Origin of the sequence: Streptomyces lushanensis (assembly GCF_001700515.1) — a bacterium.
GTDB lineage: Bacteria > Actinomycetota > Actinomycetes > Streptomycetales > Streptomycetaceae > Streptomyces > Streptomyces lushanensis.
The window spans coordinates 1-15,722 of sequence record NZ_MAUD01000217.1 but is presented as its reverse complement, the minus strand read 5'-3'; the positions used below and the strand labels follow the sequence as shown (position 1 = coordinate 15,722).

Annotated in this window: 15 protein-coding genes and 2 pseudogenes; 7 read left to right on the top strand and 10 right to left on the bottom strand. The window is 71.7% G+C overall.

The window, feature by feature from the left end; all coding sequences use genetic code 11:
* Positions 1 to 83: 83 nt before the first annotated feature.
* From BFF77_RS18930 to BFF77_RS18920, 3 genes are all read right to left on the bottom strand, one after another.
* Positions 84 to 1,607 carry a DUF2637 domain-containing protein gene (locus BFF77_RS18930; protein WP_066951155.1) on the bottom strand — a complete coding sequence of 508 codons (1,524 nt, stop codon included), beginning with the start codon at positions 1,605 to 1,607 and terminating at the stop codon, positions 84 to 86.
* Between the two features lie 305 nt (positions 1,608 to 1,912).
* Positions 1,913 to 2,674: a type 2 periplasmic-binding domain-containing protein gene (locus BFF77_RS18925; protein ID WP_211280265.1), complete on the bottom strand. Its 762-nt coding sequence runs from the start codon at positions 2,672 to 2,674 to the stop codon at positions 1,913 to 1,915.
* A gap of 187 nt (positions 2,675 to 2,861) precedes the next feature.
* Complete coding sequence (locus BFF77_RS18920) at positions 2,862 to 3,812, bottom strand: hypothetical protein (RefSeq protein ID WP_066951149.1); 951 nt, start codon at positions 3,810 to 3,812, stop codon at positions 2,862 to 2,864.
* A gap of 188 nt (positions 3,813 to 4,000) precedes the next feature.
* Here BFF77_RS18920 and BFF77_RS18915 point away from each other — a divergent pair, with 188 nt between their 5' ends.
* Positions 4,001 to 5,194: an RtcB family protein gene (locus BFF77_RS18915; RefSeq protein ID WP_066951147.1), complete on the top strand. Its 1,194-nt coding sequence runs from the start codon at positions 4,001 to 4,003 to the stop codon at positions 5,192 to 5,194.
* Positions 5,195 to 5,361: 167 nt separating this feature from the next.
* On the opposite strand, the gene BFF77_RS18910 is transcribed toward BFF77_RS18915, so the two are convergent.
* The 5 genes and pseudogenes from BFF77_RS18910 to BFF77_RS36915 form a co-directional block, all read right to left on the bottom strand.
* On the bottom strand, positions 5,362 to 6,135 hold the full coding sequence (locus BFF77_RS18910; protein ID WP_066951144.1) for an SDR family NAD(P)-dependent oxidoreductase: 774 nt from the start codon (positions 6,133 to 6,135) through the stop codon (positions 5,362 to 5,364).
* 209 nt (positions 6,136 to 6,344) lie between these two features.
* Positions 6,345 to 6,698, bottom strand: coding sequence for a YnfA family protein (locus tag BFF77_RS18905; RefSeq protein WP_066951141.1), 354 nt, complete (start codon positions 6,696 to 6,698; stop codon positions 6,345 to 6,347).
* 113 nt (positions 6,699 to 6,811) lie between these two features.
* Positions 6,812 to 7,546: a Mut7-C RNAse domain-containing protein gene (locus tag BFF77_RS18900; protein WP_066951139.1), complete on the bottom strand. Its 735-nt coding sequence runs from the start codon at positions 7,544 to 7,546 to the stop codon at positions 6,812 to 6,814.
* 68 nt (positions 7,547 to 7,614) lie between these two features.
* Positions 7,615 to 8,181 (bottom strand): GNAT family N-acetyltransferase, encoded by a 567-nt coding sequence (locus BFF77_RS18895; RefSeq protein WP_066951186.1) that lies wholly within the window; start codon positions 8,179 to 8,181, stop codon positions 7,615 to 7,617.
* A gap of 70 nt (positions 8,182 to 8,251) precedes the next feature.
* Positions 8,252 to 8,350, bottom strand: a pseudogene (locus BFF77_RS36915) (AraC family transcriptional regulator); the annotation flags it as partial.
* Between the two features lie 367 nt (positions 8,351 to 8,717).
* On the opposite strand from BFF77_RS36915, the gene BFF77_RS18890 reads away from it, so the two are divergent.
* On the top strand, positions 8,718 to 8,981 hold the full coding sequence (locus BFF77_RS18890) for a GlsB/YeaQ/YmgE family stress response membrane protein (RefSeq protein ID WP_066951136.1): 264 nt from the start codon (positions 8,718 to 8,720) through the stop codon (positions 8,979 to 8,981).
* 69 nt (positions 8,982 to 9,050) lie between these two features.
* Here the strand turns inward: BFF77_RS18890 and BFF77_RS18885 are convergent, their stop codons facing one another.
* The gene (locus BFF77_RS18885) at positions 9,051 to 9,710 is read right to left on the bottom strand and encodes a histidine phosphatase family protein (protein WP_066951134.1); all 660 of its coding nucleotides are present in this window, start codon (positions 9,708 to 9,710) and stop codon (positions 9,051 to 9,053) included.
* Positions 9,711 to 9,971: 261 nt separating this feature from the next.
* Between BFF77_RS18885 and BFF77_RS18880 the strand changes: the two genes are divergently transcribed.
* The 4 genes from BFF77_RS18880 to cobM all read left to right on the top strand — a co-directional run bounded on the left by BFF77_RS18880 (position 9,972) and on the right by cobM (position 13,299).
* On the top strand, positions 9,972 to 10,196 hold the full coding sequence (locus BFF77_RS18880) for a CbtB domain-containing protein (RefSeq protein WP_066951131.1): 225 nt from the start codon (positions 9,972 to 9,974) through the stop codon (positions 10,194 to 10,196).
* 21 nt (positions 10,197 to 10,217) lie between these two features.
* Positions 10,218 to 11,045 (top strand): CbtA family protein, encoded by an 828-nt coding sequence (locus BFF77_RS18875; RefSeq protein WP_066951128.1) that lies wholly within the window; start codon positions 10,218 to 10,220, stop codon positions 11,043 to 11,045.
* Between the two features lie 167 nt (positions 11,046 to 11,212).
* Positions 11,213 to 12,550, top strand: coding sequence for a precorrin-6y C5,15-methyltransferase (decarboxylating) subunit CbiE (cbiE, locus tag BFF77_RS18870; protein ID WP_079125290.1), 1,338 nt, complete (start codon positions 11,213 to 11,215; stop codon positions 12,548 to 12,550).
* Positions 12,547 to 13,299 (top strand): precorrin-4 C(11)-methyltransferase, encoded by a 753-nt coding sequence (cobM, locus tag BFF77_RS18865; RefSeq protein WP_066951125.1) that lies wholly within the window; start codon positions 12,547 to 12,549, stop codon positions 13,297 to 13,299. Before cbiE ends, cobM begins: the two co-directional genes overlap by 4 nt.
* 165 nt (positions 13,300 to 13,464) lie before the next feature.
* Here cobM and BFF77_RS18860 read toward each other — a convergent pair whose 3' ends face one another.
* Complete coding sequence (locus BFF77_RS18860) at positions 13,465 to 14,637, bottom strand: cobalt-precorrin-5B (C(1))-methyltransferase (protein WP_245703583.1); 1,173 nt, start codon at positions 14,635 to 14,637, stop codon at positions 13,465 to 13,467.
* Between the two features lie 66 nt (positions 14,638 to 14,703).
* Between BFF77_RS18860 and BFF77_RS18855 the strand changes: the two are divergent.
* Positions 14,704 to 15,561 (top strand): annotated as a pseudogene (locus tag BFF77_RS18855) (cobalt-precorrin-6A reductase); the annotation flags it as partial.
* Positions 15,562 to 15,722: the final 161 nt, after the last annotated feature.

Below are 15,722 nucleotides of genomic sequence, written 5' to 3'. Positions count from 1 at the left end.
GGGTCCCTGCTTCCCGCTCGGGCGGCTTCCCCGCTCAGGTGACTTCCCCGCTCAGGTGATTTCCCGCGTACGCGGCTTCCCGTTCACGCGATGTGCTCCTCGTCCAGTTCCGCCTGGTACCGGAGGGGGAAGTCGCGCAGATAGGGCCGGAGGGAACTGTCGGACAGCGGGCCGCCGTTGCGTCCGGTGATGCTGTACAGGTCCATCAGGTAGAGGCCGAACTGCCGGGTGGTGGGAAAGACGTTGTTCTCGCTGATGTACTTCTTGAAGGCCGTGTAGTACGCCTCTTCCCGGGGGACGTCGTCGGGCAGGTTCGGAGCGGAGAGCTCCTCGGACTGCTCCTGGTCCGGGGCGGGGGGAGCGGCCTCGTCGGGTTCGGGCTGCTGCTGGGCCTGCACCGGCCCGCGCTGCCCGGGTGCTCCGCCGAGCGGACGGCGTACCGGACCCGCGGGGCCCTGGGGGATCATCACCGGCGTGGGTTCGAAGCCCTCCACGAACGTGGGGTTGTAGGCGCCCTCGTACGGGCCCTCCGGGACCTGCGGCGCCGCGAACCACGGGCTGATGTGGTTCGGGGGATCGACCGCGAACTGGGGCTCGGCATCGGGCTGTTGCTGTTGCTGGTAGGGCTGCTGGGGTTGTGGCGGCTGCTGGGGCTGCGGCTGTTGGCCCTGCCGGTTCTGCTGCTGAACCTGCTGTGGCTGGACCTGTTGCGGCTGGACCGGCTGAGGCTGGACCGGCTGAGGCTGCTGGACCTGCTGGACCTGCTGGGGCCCCGGTGCGGGCGCTGCTGTCTGCGCCTGGGCCGGGAGTTGGGCCTGTGTCTGGGGCTGGGCCTGGGTCTGGGTTCCGGGGTCGGCGGGTATCTCGGCGCGGGCCTGCGGGAGTTCGGGCTTCTGCGGCGCGGGCGGCAGCAGCACCGGTTCGATACCGGCGGCGGCCAGACCCGAGGGCGCGGTGTCCGCGAGCGGTACGCCGTACTTGGCGAGCCGCAGCGGCATCAGCGCCTCGATGGGGGCCTTGCGGCGCCAGTTGCGGCCGAACCTGGCCTGGAGGCGCGACTGGTAGATGAGCCGGTCCTGTTCGAGCTTGATGACCTGTTCGTACGACCGCAGCTCCCACAGCTTCATCCTGCGCCACAGCATGAACGTGGGGCCGGGCGAGAGCAGCCAGCGGGTGAGCCGCACGCCCTCCATGTGCTTGTCGGCGGTGATGTCCGCGATCCGGCCGACCGCGTGCCGCGCGGCCTCGACCGAGACGATGAAGAGGAGCGGGATCACCCCGTGCATACCGACGCCCAGCGGGTCCGGCCAGGCCGCCGCGCCGTTGAAGGCGATGGTGGCGGTGGTCAGGACCCATGCCGACTGGCGCAGCAGCGGGAAGGGGATACGGATCCAGGTCAGCAGGAGGTCGAGCGCGAGCAGGACGCAGATGCCCGCGTCGATACCGATCGGGAAGACCAGTGCGAACTGCCCGAAGCCCTTCTCCTCCGCGAGTTCGCGTACGGCGGCGTAGGACCCCGCGAAGCCGATAGCGGCGATGATGACCGCTCCGAAGACCACGACTCCGATGAGTATCCGGTGCGTGCGTGTGAGCTGCATCGCGGCCACCCGCGATCCCCTCCCGTAATCGACTCCTCATGACGCCGTGCGGCGCCCGGTGACGCCGTGTTCGACGTCGGGCAGTCGGTCAGGTACTCGACAATCGGTACCCGACGGCCGACATCCGGCGGGCACAGCCTGGCACATGTGTGCGCATGGCGTGGCGCGGGGAGCGGAGCCGGGCCCTCGGAAGAGGGCCGGGCCCCGTGGAAAAGCGGAGAAAACACCCGGCGCGGGCGCGGTCGCGGAACCGTGGAGTTCGTTTCGTGACCGCGGGATCCGCATCCGCTCCACGGATTGTGCGCGCCGTGTGCCTATTCGGCCTTGGCGGACTCCTGGGCGGCGGACTCACCGGTGGCGGGCGTCTGCCCGGAGCCGACGGACACGGCCGTCACCGCTTCCTTGGCCGCCGCCACGGCGTCCTTCGACATGTCGGCGACGCCGGGCGACTTCGCGCCCGCGTAGCCCGCGCCGTTGTAGGTCAGGGTCACGACGACGTTCTCCGTGCGGGCCACGACCGTCGCGTACGCGAAGTCCTCGCCGGTCTTGGTGAGCGAGTACGTGATCGTCGTCGCCTCGCTGCCGATACCGCTCGCCGGAGCCGCCTTGAGCTCCTTGGCGCCCTCCGTGCCCTTGGCCCCCGCGAGCTCCTTCGTGTAGTACTCGGTGGCGCGCTCGGCGCCGCTGCCGAGCGTCACGTCGGAGTCGTAACGGGTCAGGGAGACATCGAGCCAGCGGTACTGCGAGCCCTTGACGCCGTTGTCGTCCAGACCGTTCCACGAGCAGCTCGCACGCGCGGTGATGTCGCTGGACTTGCCGGCCGAACCGCCCTTGATCTTGGCCTTCGGCACGAGCGAGTCGATCGTCTTGCGGCCGAGCGTCGCGCAGGCGTCGGGCAGCCCGGTGAACTTGGCCGGGGCGACGGTCGCGGACGGCCGGGCGGTCGGGCTCGTGGACGAGCCGTCGGCGTCGCCGCTGCCGTCGCCCGGGTCGGACGAGCAGCCGGCGACGACGAGCATCACCGGAACGGCTGCGCAGGCGAGTATGCGGGTGAGTCGCGAGGCTGATCGGTGCATGGTTCCTTCACTCGGTCGTTCGTTCGGCCGGTCATTCGTACGACCATTCTTCGTACGGTCCGATCGGCCACGGTAACCGGCGAGCCGCGGCCATGGGGCCGGAAACCGTTCCGGAGCCAACCCCGGACCCTCCCGGAGCCGGGGTCGTCCCCGGCCGGCGAGCGGCCGGGGGAGGCGGACGGAGCCGCTACTCGTCGAGCTCTTCGGCGAGTGTCCTGGCCAGTTCCTGCGCCCTGTCCTGCAGTTCTCCGCTGTCGGGCGCGCCGCCGGCGAGCGCGGGCTGCTCGGTGTACCGGACGGTCACGATCACATTGGATGTGCGGAACACCACGCTCACCGTGCGGTGCTGGGCGGCCGAACCGGAGCGCGCGAGGACGTCGTCCAGGAAGGCGGCGTCGCCGAGGCCGTCCAGGATGCGGGGCTCCAGGCCCTCGGCGGGCGGGGTCTCGGAGGGCGATCCCGCCGTTCCGGGCGTTCCGGGCGACGGCGAGGTGCCGCCGGAGGGAACGGTCGGCGCGGAGGGGCCGGTCTGTGTCGTTGTGTTCGGGTTCGCGCCGGTGCCGGAGCCGGCGGCGTCGGGGTCGCCGTTCTTGGGGCCGCCGTTCCCGGGATCGGTGGCCGATCCGGTGGCGGGGGACGACCCGCCGGCCGTACCGGGCGTGGTTCCGGTGCTCGTGCCGCTCGGTGGCGGCAGCGCGGCGGAGGTCTCCTTCTTCGTGTAGACCTCCTGCGCCCGGTCGTCGTCGCTCACGGCCGGGTCGTACGACACCACGCGTTCCAGATCGATCACGAGCTGGTGGGAGGCGTCGGCGCCGTCGGCCTTCCAGCTGCAGCCGACGCGGCGGTCCGTGTCGTACGTCACGGCGGCGGTGCCCCCGTACACCTTCGTCTGCTGGTCCTCGGGGAGCGAGGCCGCGCCGGGGAGCAGATCCTTGAGCATGGAGCGCGGTACGGCGCCGCAGGGCTCGCGGAGCGTGCGGTACTTGCCGGGGGCTGCCGCGGTCGCGGCGGTGGGACTGCCCGCCTTGGGGTCGGCGGCCGAGCCGCCGTCCGCGCCGCCGCCGGAGCAACCCGCGACGACCGCCACGAGGAGCGCCGCCAGGCCGGGTAGGTACGCGTGTCGCGCCTTGGGCTGCACGGTCCCGGGCTCCCTTCTGTACGGGGGTTCCGCGCGGGGTTCCGCGCGAAAACTGCTTGCCGCCGGATGACGGTCGATGGACACAATGTCTATCGCACGCACCGCCGTCGACGCTGGTCGGCTGTCTCCTTTGACGGCCCTGGTTCCGGTTTTTGCGTTATTCAGACTTTCGGGGGAATCGAGGGGTTATGTCGTATGTAGAGATACCGGGCGCGAAGGTCCCGATCCGTATGTGGGCGGATCCCGCGGCGGTCGACGAGGGCGCGATGCGGCAGCTCCACAATGTTGCCACCCTGCCCTGGATCAAGGGCCTGGCCGTCATGCCGGACGTCCACTACGGCAAGGGCGCGACGGTCGGTTCGGTGATCGCGATGCACGGCGCGGTCTGCCCGGCGGCGGTGGGCGTGGACATCGGCTGCGGAATGTCGGCGGTGAAGACGTCCCTGACGGCGAACGATCTGCCGGGCGATCTCTCCCGCCTCCGCTCCAAGATCGAACAGGCCATCCCGGTGGGCCGCGGTCTGCACGACACCCCGGTCGACCCGGGCCGGATGCACGGCTTCCCGACGGCGGGCTGGGACGACTTCTGGCAGCGGTTCGGGGGAGTGGCCGATTCGGTCAAATTCCGCGAGGAACGTGCCACGAAGCAGATGGGAACGCTCGGCGCGGGAAATCACCACCTCGAAGTCAGTGTCGATTCGCAGGGCTCGGTCTGGCTCACGCTCCACTCCGGTTCGCGGAACATCGGCAAGGAACTGGCCGAACACCACATCGGAGTGGCGCAGAAGCTCGCGCACAACCAGGGGCTCGTCGACCGTGATCTGGCCGTTTTCGTCGCGGACACCCCGCAGATGGCGGCGTACAGGAACGATCTCTTCTGGGCGCAGGAGTACGCGAAGTACAACCGCGCGATCATGATGGGGCTTCTGAAGGACGTGATCCGCAAGGAGTTCAAGAAGGCCCGGGTCACGTTCGAGCAGGAGATCAGCTGCCATCACAACTATGTCGCCGAGGAGCGGTACGACGGCATGGATCTGCTGGTGACGCGGAAGGGCGCGATCCGCGCGGGTTCCGGCGACTACGGGATCATCCCCGGCTCCATGGCCACGGGCACGTACATCGTCAAGGGACTCGGCAACACCGCGGCCTTCAACTCCGCCTCCCACGGCGCCGGCCGGCGCCTGAGCAGGAACGCGGCGAAGCGGCGCTACTCGACACGGGATCTGGAGGAGCAGACGCGGGGCGTGGAGTGCCGTAAGGACGCGGGTGTGGTGGACGAGATCCCGGCCGCGTACAAGCCGATCGAGCAGGTCATCGATCAGCAGCGGGACCTGGTCGAGGTGGTGGAGAAGCTCAAGCAGGTCATCTGCGTGAAGGGCTGAGCCGTGTGCGGGACCGGGCCGTGTGCGGGACCGGGTCGTGTGCGGGACCGGGCCGTTCGAAGGGCTGAGCCTTGAAGGGCTGAGCCGAGTGAAGGCTCAGCGCCGTGCGCGGCGGGCTCGCGTCCGGCCGACGGAGCCCGCCTTCCTCGGTGGTGGGGTCCGGGGGGTCAGAGTTCTCGGTGGACCTTGGTGTTGGACGCCTGGGCGCGGGGGCGGACCACCAGGAGGTCGATGTTGACGTGGCTGGGGCGGGTGACCGCCCAGGTGATCGTGTCGGCCACGTCGTCGGCGGTGAGGGGCTCCGCGACGCCCGCGTAGACCTTCGCCGCCTTCTCGGTGTCGCCGTGGAAGCGGGTGGTCGCGAACTCCTCCGTCTTGACCATTCCGGGAGCGATCTCGATCACCCGGACCGGAGTGCCGACGATTTCCAGGCGGAGGGTCTCGGCGAGGACATGGGCGCCGTGTTTGGCGGCCACATAACCCGCACCCCCCTCATAGGTGCCGTGACCGGCGGTGGAGGACAGGACGACGACCGTTCCGTCGCCGCTCGCGGTGAGGGCGGGCAGCAGGGCCTGGGTGAGGTTCAGCGTGCCGAGGACGTTCGTCTCGTACATCTGACGCCAGTCGGCCGGGTCGCCGGTGGCCACCGGATCGGCGCCGAGCGCGCCACCGGCGTTGTTGACCAGGACGTTCACGGACGGGAAGCCGCTGAGCCCGGCGGCGAAGGCGTCGACGGCCGCGCGGTCGGTGACATCGAGGGTGAAGGCGGTGGCGAGATGACCCGCGGCGGTGATCTCCGCCGCGAGCGCCTCGATACGGTCCTTGCGGCGGGCGGTGACGACGACGTGATGGCCGGCCGCGGCGAGTTGCCGCGCGGTGGCGGCACCGATGCCGCTGCTCGCTCCGGTGATGACGGCGATGGGGGTCCCCGCGGCGGTCATGACGTACTCCTCGCGCGTGTGATCGATGTGGGGTCAGGATAGGCAGGAGGGACGGGCGGGCGTGCCGTTCGTCCGAAGCACGGACCGGTGGGCGGCCCCGCGCGTGAGAGCCGCGTGAGCCGACTGCGGCACGGGGCGCCGGTGAGGACCGCGTGAGGCCGGCCGTCGCGCGGGGCGCCGGTCGTGCGCGGGACCGCGCGGCCGACGGTTCAGTGGCTGCGGGGCGCGTACATGATCAGTGCCATACCGGCCAGGCACACCAGCGCTCCCGTCACGTCCCAGCGGTCCGGCCGGTAGCCGTCGGCGACCATGCCCCAGGCGATCGAGCCCGCGACGAAGATCCCGCCGTACGCGGCGAGGATGCGGCCGAACTCGCCGTCGGGCTGGAGCGTCGCGACAAAGCCGTACGCGCCCAGGGCGATGACTCCGGCGCCGATCCAGATCCAGCCCCGGCCGCCACCTCCGCCGCCGTCACCGCGCACTCCCTGCCAGACGAGCCAGGCGCCGCCGATCTCGAAGACGGCGGCGAGCAGGAAGAGGGTGACGGAGCGGAGCACAAGCATGCGAACAGCCTGCCACGCGGGTGAACGCGGAGGCGTCGGGGTGACGTGGTGACGTGGTGACGTGGTGACGGAGCAGGGTGGCAGCGCCACGGCGGTCGCGCGCGGCTCCGCCGCTATGCCGCCGCGTCGCCGAACTCCCGTACCGCCTCCTCCACGATCGCCGCCAGCCGGGCGTGGTGCGCGCCCCGCCAGTACACCCGGCCGCAGGTCCGGCACTGCGCGAACACGTCGTACGCACGCTGTGTGCCGTGTTCCAGCCGCTCCTGGACGGAGTCCTTGTCGGCGGGGCCCAGTTCGCCGTTGCAGGCGGTGCAGCGTGTCCAGGGCGCGAGGGCGGGCGCGAAGCGCTCCAGTACGTCCCGGAGCTGGTCGTCCGGGCGGTCGCTGTAGATGTACGCCCCGGCCCAGATCTCGCGCCGCCGCAGCAGCCCGCGGTCCCGGGACAGCATCACGCGGCGCTCCGCGGCGGAGAGGGTGGCCAGCGCCGGATCCCCGAGGTCCGCGCTTTCGTACGCCGCGTCGACACCCAGCAGCCGCAGCCGTCGGGCGAGCGTGCCGAGATGGACGTCCAGCAGGAAGCGCAGGGGCGCGCCCGGCACATGCTGCGGTCGGCTCACGGCCCGTACCTCGACCGTCTCGCCCGCGGCGGGGATGTGCGCGACAGGCACCTCGCGGCCGTCGACGAGCAGTGCCCCGACCTCGGTGAGGGGGACGCCGAGCGATTCGACGTCATGGCCGAGTGTGGACTTGCCGTCGGTGACCACGGTCGTACGTCCCTGGCGCCGCTCGGCCGCCACGAAGAGGCGCAGCTCAGGGGCGAAGCTGATCTGGATCTCCGGTCCGTTCACGCCGTCAGGATGTCATTGGAGGCGGGGAGCGGGCCAGGCCATTCCGGGGCGGCGGGGCAGGCGTGGTGTCATTCGGCTGCGGCGGTTTCGGCGGTTTCGGGGCCGGGCCCGATGTCGGTCCCGAGGTCCAGCCGCCAGTCGTTGCAGCGCATCACCTGCCCCGGCGGGAACTCGAAGTCGCATTCGCCCCGGAGGGAGAAGCCCGCCTTGCGGCACAGCCGGTTCGACGGCGGATTGCCCACGGACGGGAAAGCGTGCAGATAGCGATGCTTCTTCTCGGCCCGCGCCTGTTCCGCCACGGCCGTGGCCGCGGCGACGGCGATGCCCTGCCCCTGGAACGCGGTGAGGATTCCCCAGCCCGCCTCGTACACCTCCTGTCCCTGCCAGGTCTTCTCCCAGAAACCGATCGCGCCGACCGACTCACCGCCGGGCAGCAGCACGACGCGGAACATACGGCCCTTGCCCGTCCGGTCCGCGTTCAGATCGACATACCGTCTGTGCCGTTTCACAAGCTGTTCCTCCGTCTCGGGGCCGCCGAGATGGGTCATCATTTCGGGCGCGTTCGCCGCGCGGAGAAGGCCGAGATCGCCCTCCGACCACGGTTCGAGCCGCACTTGCGGTGTTTTGATCTCCATGTCCAGCACTGTAGGACGCGGGTCTGACACATGAGCCGGAGCTGTGCGCGGGGGCGTGGAGGCGGACGGTTCAGAGGCCCGAGCGGCCGTACGCCGTGGGCGGTACCCCGACCGTCGCCGTGAAGTCGCGCACGAGATGGGCCTGGTCGCTGTAGCCGAGTTCGGAGGCCGGCTCCGCCCGTCGACCTGTCGGGGGGGGCTTCGGGGAGCCGGTGCCGGTGGCGGAGGACGCCGGTCCGTTCGAGGTGCTGCTGGCCGCGACGGGACGTGACCCGTACTGGAGAGTCGCCCCTAGCGTCCCGGGACCTTCCGCGGTCCCTCCGCGGTCCGTCCATGGACCTTCCGGTCCTTCCACGGACCGCTGCGGACCTTCGCAGTCCTTCCACGGACCTTCTGCGGTCGTTCGCCCTTCCACCGTCCGTGTTCCTCAAACCGAACTGGCGAACTATCGCACTCCTGGACTGAACGTGTATTCGGCGGGCAGACGTTCTGGCAGACACCGCGAACGGCGGCGAACGTGGTGAGAAGGGGCGGACATGGAGATCTCCGGCATTTTCACGGCCATCGTGATCGGCATCGTCATCGGTGTGCTGGGACGGCTCGTTGTTCCCGGGCGCCAGCACATCGGGATCCTGTGGACGATCGTCGTCGGTATCGTCGCGGCCCTGATCGGTACGGCTCTGGCGGCGGCCGTCGGTGTCGCGAACACGGACGGTCCCGACTGGATCGAGTGGATAATCCAGATCGGTCTGGCGGCGGTGGGTGTCGCCGCGCTGGACCGGGCCAAGGCACGCCACTGACCGGCCTCGCCGGGGTGTACGGCACCGGGGTCGAGCGCGTGGTCCCTCGTGAGGTCCTCGGTGAGGTCCTCAGGGTGCGGCGGTGTGCGTGTGCAGGGGACGGCCGCCGAGCAGGTTCCAGCGGCCCGTGCGTCCGCTGAGTTCGGTGAGGGACAGAGGCAGTACGTCGATCCTCCAGAACGACCCCGGGGAGGCACCGAGGGCGTGGACGGCCGCGGCGCGGATGATGTCGGGTTCCGCCACGGCGACGACCCGCGCGCCCGGGTCCTCGCCGGAGCCGGAGCCGGAGCCGAGGTTGTCGAGCCAGTGGCCGACACGGGTATGGAGGGTGAGCAAGGACTCTCCGCCATGGGGCGCGGACGCGGGATCGGAGAGCCAGGCGGCCACGGACTCCGGTTCCTCGGCGGCCACTTCATCGAGGGTTCTGCGCTGCCAGCGGCCCATCGCGCAGGGCGCGAGGTCGGACAGCGGCTTGGCGTCCAGGCCGAGGATCTCGGCGGTGCGGCGACATCGGTGGGAGGGGGAGACATAGAGGGCGGTGGCGCGCGGGAAGGTCTCCCGTACGGCTTCGGCCTGGCGCAGCCCGAGGGGATCGAGGGCGTCGGAGGCGCTGTCCTGGCCGGTGTCCGGAGTCGGTTCCGCAGCGCCGAGGTCGGTGCTCGCCGGGAAGCGGGCCTCGCGCAGGGCCGTGCTGATGGCCGGTGAGATGAGCATCACCCGGGTCGTCATACGGCTCTCCTCGCTTGGGTTCTGGCGGTTGTCGCAGGCCGGCGCCGGTCGAGGACCCCTTGGCCCTTCTGCCGGTTCGCGATACCTTCACGTCGATATCACGACGGCGGGACGGAAGTCCGGTGAGAGTCCGGCACGGTCGCGCCACTGTATGCCGGGTGTCGTACGCGCGTCAGCGCGACGGGATCCGGTCAGTCAGACCCGACGGCCGTCGTTCGAGCTCCACCGAATGGGACGCGAGTTCCCGAGGGAGGTTCCGCCATGGCTGAGGCCATAGCCCCGCCGACTGTTTCCCCCGTCAGTGTCGACGTCACCCCGCTTCCACTGCGCGCGGTTCTGCCGTGGGCGGTGTTCGTGGGCACGCTGATGCTGGTGCTGCTCTACTTCGTCGGCGCCGAGCAGGGCGCGACGTCGGTGTTCTCGGGTGAGGGTGTGCACGAATGGGTGCACGACGGCCGTCATCTGCTCGGCTTTCCCTGCCACTGAGCGCTGACGGAGATCACGCACATGCATGCCTCCACCGTCAGAACCCTCCTGGTCCGCGGCATGATCGCGGGTGTGCTGGCCGGGCTCTTCGCGTTCGCGCTGGCGTATCTGGCCGGTGAGCCCTCCGTTCGGGACTCCATCGCGCTGGAGGAGACCCAGTCGGCGCCGGCGGCCGAGCACGCGCCCGCGGCCGGATCGGCGCACGAGCACGCGGAAGAAGAGGAGGAACTGGTCAGCCGACCGGTCCAGTCGACGTTCGGGCTGGCCACCGGTGTCCTGGTGTACGGAGTGGCCCTGGGCGGAATCGCCTCGCTGGTCTTCTCCGTCTGTCTGGGCAGGATCGGCGCATTCGGACCGAGGGCGACCGCGGCGCTGGTCGCGGGAGCGGCCTTCACCACGGTCTATCTGGTGCCGTTCCTGAAGTATCCGGCGACCCCGCCCGCGGTGGGCAACCCGGACACCATCGGTCGGCGCACCACGCTGTTCTTCCTGATGATCGTGCTCAGCGTGCTGCTGGCCGTCGTCGCCGTCATCGCGGGCAGAAGGCTCGCTCCGAAGCTGGGCAACTGGAACGCGTCCGTCGTCGCCGGCGGCGGTTATGTCGTCGCCGTGGCGGTCGCCTGTCTTGTTCTGCCCGCCAACACCGATGCCGTTCGGGAAACCTTCCCGGCTGCTCTTCTCTGGGAATTCCGGCTGGCCTCGGTCGCCGTACAGGCGCTGCTGTGGACGGCCTTCGGGCTGATCTTCGGCGCGCTGGCCGAACGGGTGCTCCAGCCCGGCGGCCGGGGCGCCTCCGTCGTGAGGGCGGACGCCGATGGAGTCACCTCGCCGGTGAGGACCGCCGGCTGAACGACGGACGCGGAGAGGCGCGGGCCCGCCGTAGTCAGTCGCGCGGGCCCGCCGGGGGCTGGAGATGACGGGACAGTAGAGTGTGGGGCCGGTCTTTCCCCAGCTCAGAAGCACAGAGGTGTATCGCAGTGAGCGCAGCGCCCTCTTCCGCTTCGTCCCTGCCGGCGGTGACCGCAGGGCAGGTGGTGACCGTCGTGGGGATCGGTGCCGACGGCTGGGCGGGGCTCACCGGCGTGGGGCGTGAGGCTCTGCGGGCGGCCGAGGTGGTGGTCGGCGGGGCACGGCAGCTGGCACTCCTGCCGCAGGACGAGTGCGTGGGGGAGCGGGTGGTGTGGCCGTCGCCGCTGCGGCCCGCCGTCCCCCGGCTGCTCGCGGCCCACGCGGGCCGGCGGATCTGTGTGCTGGCGAGCGGGGACCCGATGTTCCACGGGATCGGACGGACCCTCGCCGAGGTGGTGGGGGCCGGGGCGCTGCGGGTTCTGCCGCATCCGTCGTCCGTGTCGTACGCCTGTGCCCGGCTCGGCTGGCCGGTGGAGGACACGGAGGTCGTCACCCTGGTCGGCCGTCCCGCCGAGCGGCTCGCCGCCGCCCTCCACGACGGCCGCCGGGTGCTGGTGCTCAGCGCGGGCGCGGCGACACCGGCCGAGGTGGCGGCGCTGCTGCGGGACCGGGGTTTCGGGCCGAGCCGTATGCACGTACTCGAACAACTCGGCGCCGGGAAGCGGGAACGGCGTATCGAGGGTCTCGCACGGGACTGGGCCGAGCCGGCCGGCGATCCGCTCAACGTCGTCGCCGTCGAGTGCCGTCGCTCGCCGGACGCGGTGCGGCTCGGCGCCGTACCGGGCCTGCCGGACGCCGCGTACGAACACGACGGCCAGCTCACCAAGCGCCATGTCCGGGCCGCCACGCTGGGCGCGCTGGCGCCCGCGCCGGGAGAACTGCTGTGGGACGTCGGCGGCGGGTCGGGTTCGATCGCCGTCGAGTGGATGCGTACGCACCGGTCGTGCCGCGCGGTGTCGGTTGAGCGGGATCCGGCACGGGCGGCACGGATCGGGCGCAACGCGCGGGCGCTCGGCGTGCCCGGTCTGCGGGTCGTCACCGGTGCCGCGCCCGAGGCGCTGGCGGGACTGCCGGTGCCGGACGCGGTGTTCGTCGGGGGCGGGCTGACCGTGCCGGGGCTGCTGGACGCCTGCTGGGAGGCGCTGCCGGTGGGCGGCAGGCTGGTCGCCAACACGGTGACGCTGGAGTCCGAGGCGCTGCTGGCCGAGCGGTACCGCCGCTTCGGCGGCGAACTGGTACGGCTGGCGGTCGCGCACGCCGTGCCGGTGGGCGGGTTCACGGGCTGGCGGCAGGCGATGCCGGTGACGCAGTGGGCGGTCGTCAAGGGCCCCGGCCCGAGCCCGGGCCCGGATGTGGACACAGACACAGACACAGACGCGGGTGCGGGCGTGGACATGGACGCGGCTCAGGGCTCTCCGTACGTTCCCTCAGGAGGTCAACGATGACGGTGTACTTCATCGGCGCCGGCCCCGGCGCCGCCGACCTGATCACGGTGCGGGGCGCTCGCAGGCTCGCCGCGTGCGGGGTGTGTCTGTACGCGGGCAGCCTGGTTCCGCGCGAGCTGCTGGCCGAGTGCCCGCCGGACGCGCGGCTGATCGACACCGCGCGGATGGATCTGGACGCGATCACGGCCGAACTGGTCCGGGCCCACGAGGAGGGCCAGGACGTCGCCCGGCTGCACTCCGGCGACCCGTCGGTCTTCAGCGCGGTCGCGGAGCAGATGCGGCGGCTGGACGCGGCGGGCGTGCCGTACGAGGTGGTGCCGGGTGTTCCGGCCTTCGCCGCCGCGGCGGCGGCGCTGAAGCGTGAGCTGACGGTGCCGACGGTCGGTCAGACGGTGATCCTGACCAGGATCGCCCAGCGCGCCACCCCGATGCCCGAGGGCGAGGACCTGGCGACGCTCGGCCGCAGCGGCGCGCTGCTGGTGCTCCACCTCGCGGCGGGATACGTGGACCGGGTGGTCCGGGAACTGCTCCCGCACTACGGCGCGGACTGCCCGGTCGCGGTGGTCGCGATGGCCAGCCGCCCCGACGAGCTGATCCTGCGCGGCACGCTGGACGACATCGCGGCACAGATGAAGGAGGCGGGCGTGGTGCGGACGGCGGTGATCATGGTGGGCCGCACGCTGGGAGCGGAACAGTTCCGGGACAGCCACCTGTACTCACCGGAGAGGGAACGCCCTCACGTGTGCTGACGGGTGTACGCGTACCCGACGCGGCAGGAGCGCACGATGTGGACGCGATCCGCGCATCGACGGACAGGCCGGGAACTCCGCTCCCCGCGCGTGCGGGCGGCGCCGCCGGCAGTCCCCGCGCGTACGGCACGTACGCCCCCGCATACGGCCGGCGCGCCGCAGGACCTACCTCGGCTCGCCGCGGCCCACCACCGTGCCCGCTCTGTCGACGCAGATGACGTCGACCAGCACCGGTGCCCCGCGCAGTACTCTCAGGGCCTCGTCACGGGCCCTCGCCGCGACCATGTCACCCAGCGGGATGCCCCGGGACCGGCACAGCTGAAGCGCGGCCAGGCCCGTGTTGGCCTCGGACACCTCCGTTGCCAGGGCGGTGTCCGCGCCCGCGTCCCTGGCCAGTCCGGCCAGGAAGGACTTGTCCACCTGGGAGCGGGACGAGTGGAGGTCCAGATGGCCCGCGGCCAGTTTGGAGAGTTTGGCGAAGCCGCCGCAGAGGGTGAGCCGGGGGACCGGATGGCGGCGGAGATAGGTGAGGACCGCGCCGGCGAAGTCGCCCATGTCCAGCAGGGCGTCCTCGGGCAGGGCGTATTCGGCGCGGACGGTCTGCTCGGAGGTCGAGCCCGTGCAGCCCGCCACATGCGTACGGCCCGCCGCGCGGGCCACATCCACGCCCCGGCGGATGGAGTCGATCCAGGCCGAGCAGGAGTACGGGACCACGATGCCCGTCGTACCGAGGATGGACAGGCCGCCCAGGATGCCCAGTCTCGGGTTCCAGGTGGAGCGGGCGATCTCCTCGCCGTTGTCGACCGAGACCGTTATCTCCACGTCGCCCGTGCCGCCGTGGAGCTCCGCCACCTCCGCCACCTGCGCGCGCATCAACTGACGCGGCACCGGGTTGATCGCCGGTTCGCCCACCGCCAGCGGCAGTCCCGGGCGCGTGACCGTCCCCACTCCCGGACCGGCGCGGAAGACGACGCCCGAGCCCGGCGGCAGCAGGCGTACGGTCGAGCGGATCAGGGCGCCGTGCGTGACGTCCGGATCGTCGCCCGCGTCCTTGACCACCCCGGCCGTCGCCCAGGCCCCGGACCGTCCCTGAGCCGGTCCTCGGGCCGGCTCCCGGGGCGGTTCCCCGGCCAGTTCCGCCACGGCCAGCGCGAAGCTCGGTGTCTGGCCCTTGGGGAGGACGATCGTCACCGGGTCGGGGAACCGGGCCGTCAGCAGGGCGGTGTACGCCGCCCTCGTCGCCGCCGTCGCGCACGCACCCGTCGTCCAGCCGTGCCGTAGCCCCGTGTGCTTGAGCTGGGCTCCGCGCCCGCCCGCTGTTCCTGGCCCGCCGGACACATGGTCCCCTTGTCGTATTCGTTGTCCGCTTCGTGGTGCGCCTCAGACAGGGAAGACTCGCCGCCGATGAGTGAACCGTTCCATGTGCTGATCCTCGGTGGGACCACCGAGTCGCGCCGCCTCGCCGAGATCCTGTACGGCCACGACGGCACGTATCGCCACCGTGGCGCCGGTACGTACGACCACGGCGGTACGTACGACCACGGCGGTACGTACGGTCCCGGCAGTGCGTACGGTCCCGGGCTCCGGGTCACCAGTTCCCTCGCCGGGCGCGTCACCCGGCCCGTACCGCCGCCGGGAGAGATCCGGATCGGCGGGTTCGGCGGCGCCGAAGGGCTGGCGCGCTGGCTGCGCGAGCATCGCGTGGACGCGCTCATCGACGCCACCCATCCCTTCGCCGCGACGATCAGTCGGAACGCGGCGCTCGCCGCCGCCGGGGCCCATGTTCCCCTGCTGGCGGTGCGCCGTCCCTCGTGGGTGCCGGTCGCGGGCGACGACTGGCATCCGGTCGATTCGTTGACGCAGGCCGCCGAGGCGCTGGCCGCGCTGCCGTCGTTTCCCGGGCGCCGACGCCGGGTCTTCCTCACCACCGGACGGACGGGGCTCGCCGCCTTCGCCCGCCTCGACGCGCTGTGGTTCCTCGTACGGTCCGTGGACGCGCCCGAACCGCCGTACCCCGCCCGTATGGAGACGGTCCTCGACCGTGGTCCCTTCACGCTCGACGGGGAGCGGGAACTCCTGCGCCGCCATCGCATCGACACCGTCGTGACCAAGGACAGCGGCGGCGCGGCCACCGCGCCCAAACTCACCGCCGCCCGTGAGGCCGCACTGCCCGTCGTCGTCGTCCGCCGGCCGCCTACGCCGGAGGGCGTGGCCGTGGTGGGCAGCGCGGCGGAGGCGGTCGCGTGGCTGCGTCAGCTCTCCGGGACCGGGCCCGGGTCCGGACCGGGGTCCGAGGGACCGGGGTCCGAGGCGCCGGGGTCCGGTGCGCTTCGGCCCGGCGTACCCGGTCCCTCCGGCGACCGGGAGGAGATCGTCTGGACACCGCGCCGCTATCCGGACGCGCGGTCGCCGGAGGGACCGGG

Coding starts and splice junctions, on each gene's coding strand:
- BFF77_RS18925 (WP_211280265.1), bottom strand. CDS start 2,674: ATGCACCGATCAGCCTCGCGACTCACCCGCATACTCGCCTGCGCAGCC.
- BFF77_RS18915 (WP_066951147.1), top strand. CDS start 4,001: ATGTCGTATGTAGAGATACCGGGCGCGAAGGTCCCGATCCGTATGTGG.
- BFF77_RS18910 (WP_066951144.1), bottom strand. CDS start 6,135: ATGACCGCCGCGGGGACCCCCATCGCCGTCATCACCGGAGCGAGCAGC.
- BFF77_RS18905 (WP_066951141.1), bottom strand. CDS start 6,698: ATGCTTGTGCTCCGCTCCGTCACCCTCTTCCTGCTCGCCGCCGTCTTC.
- BFF77_RS18895 (WP_066951186.1), bottom strand. CDS start 8,181: ATGGAGATCAAAACACCGCAAGTGCGGCTCGAACCGTGGTCGGAGGGC.
- BFF77_RS18890 (WP_066951136.1), top strand. CDS start 8,718: ATGGAGATCTCCGGCATTTTCACGGCCATCGTGATCGGCATCGTCATC.
- BFF77_RS18885 (WP_066951134.1), bottom strand. CDS start 9,710: ATGACGACCCGGGTGATGCTCATCTCACCGGCCATCAGCACGGCCCTG.
- BFF77_RS18880 (WP_066951131.1), top strand. CDS start 9,972: ATGGCTGAGGCCATAGCCCCGCCGACTGTTTCCCCCGTCAGTGTCGAC.
- BFF77_RS18875 (WP_066951128.1), top strand. CDS start 10,218: ATGCATGCCTCCACCGTCAGAACCCTCCTGGTCCGCGGCATGATCGCG.
- cobM (WP_066951125.1), top strand. CDS start 12,547: ATGACGGTGTACTTCATCGGCGCCGGCCCCGGCGCCGCCGACCTGATC.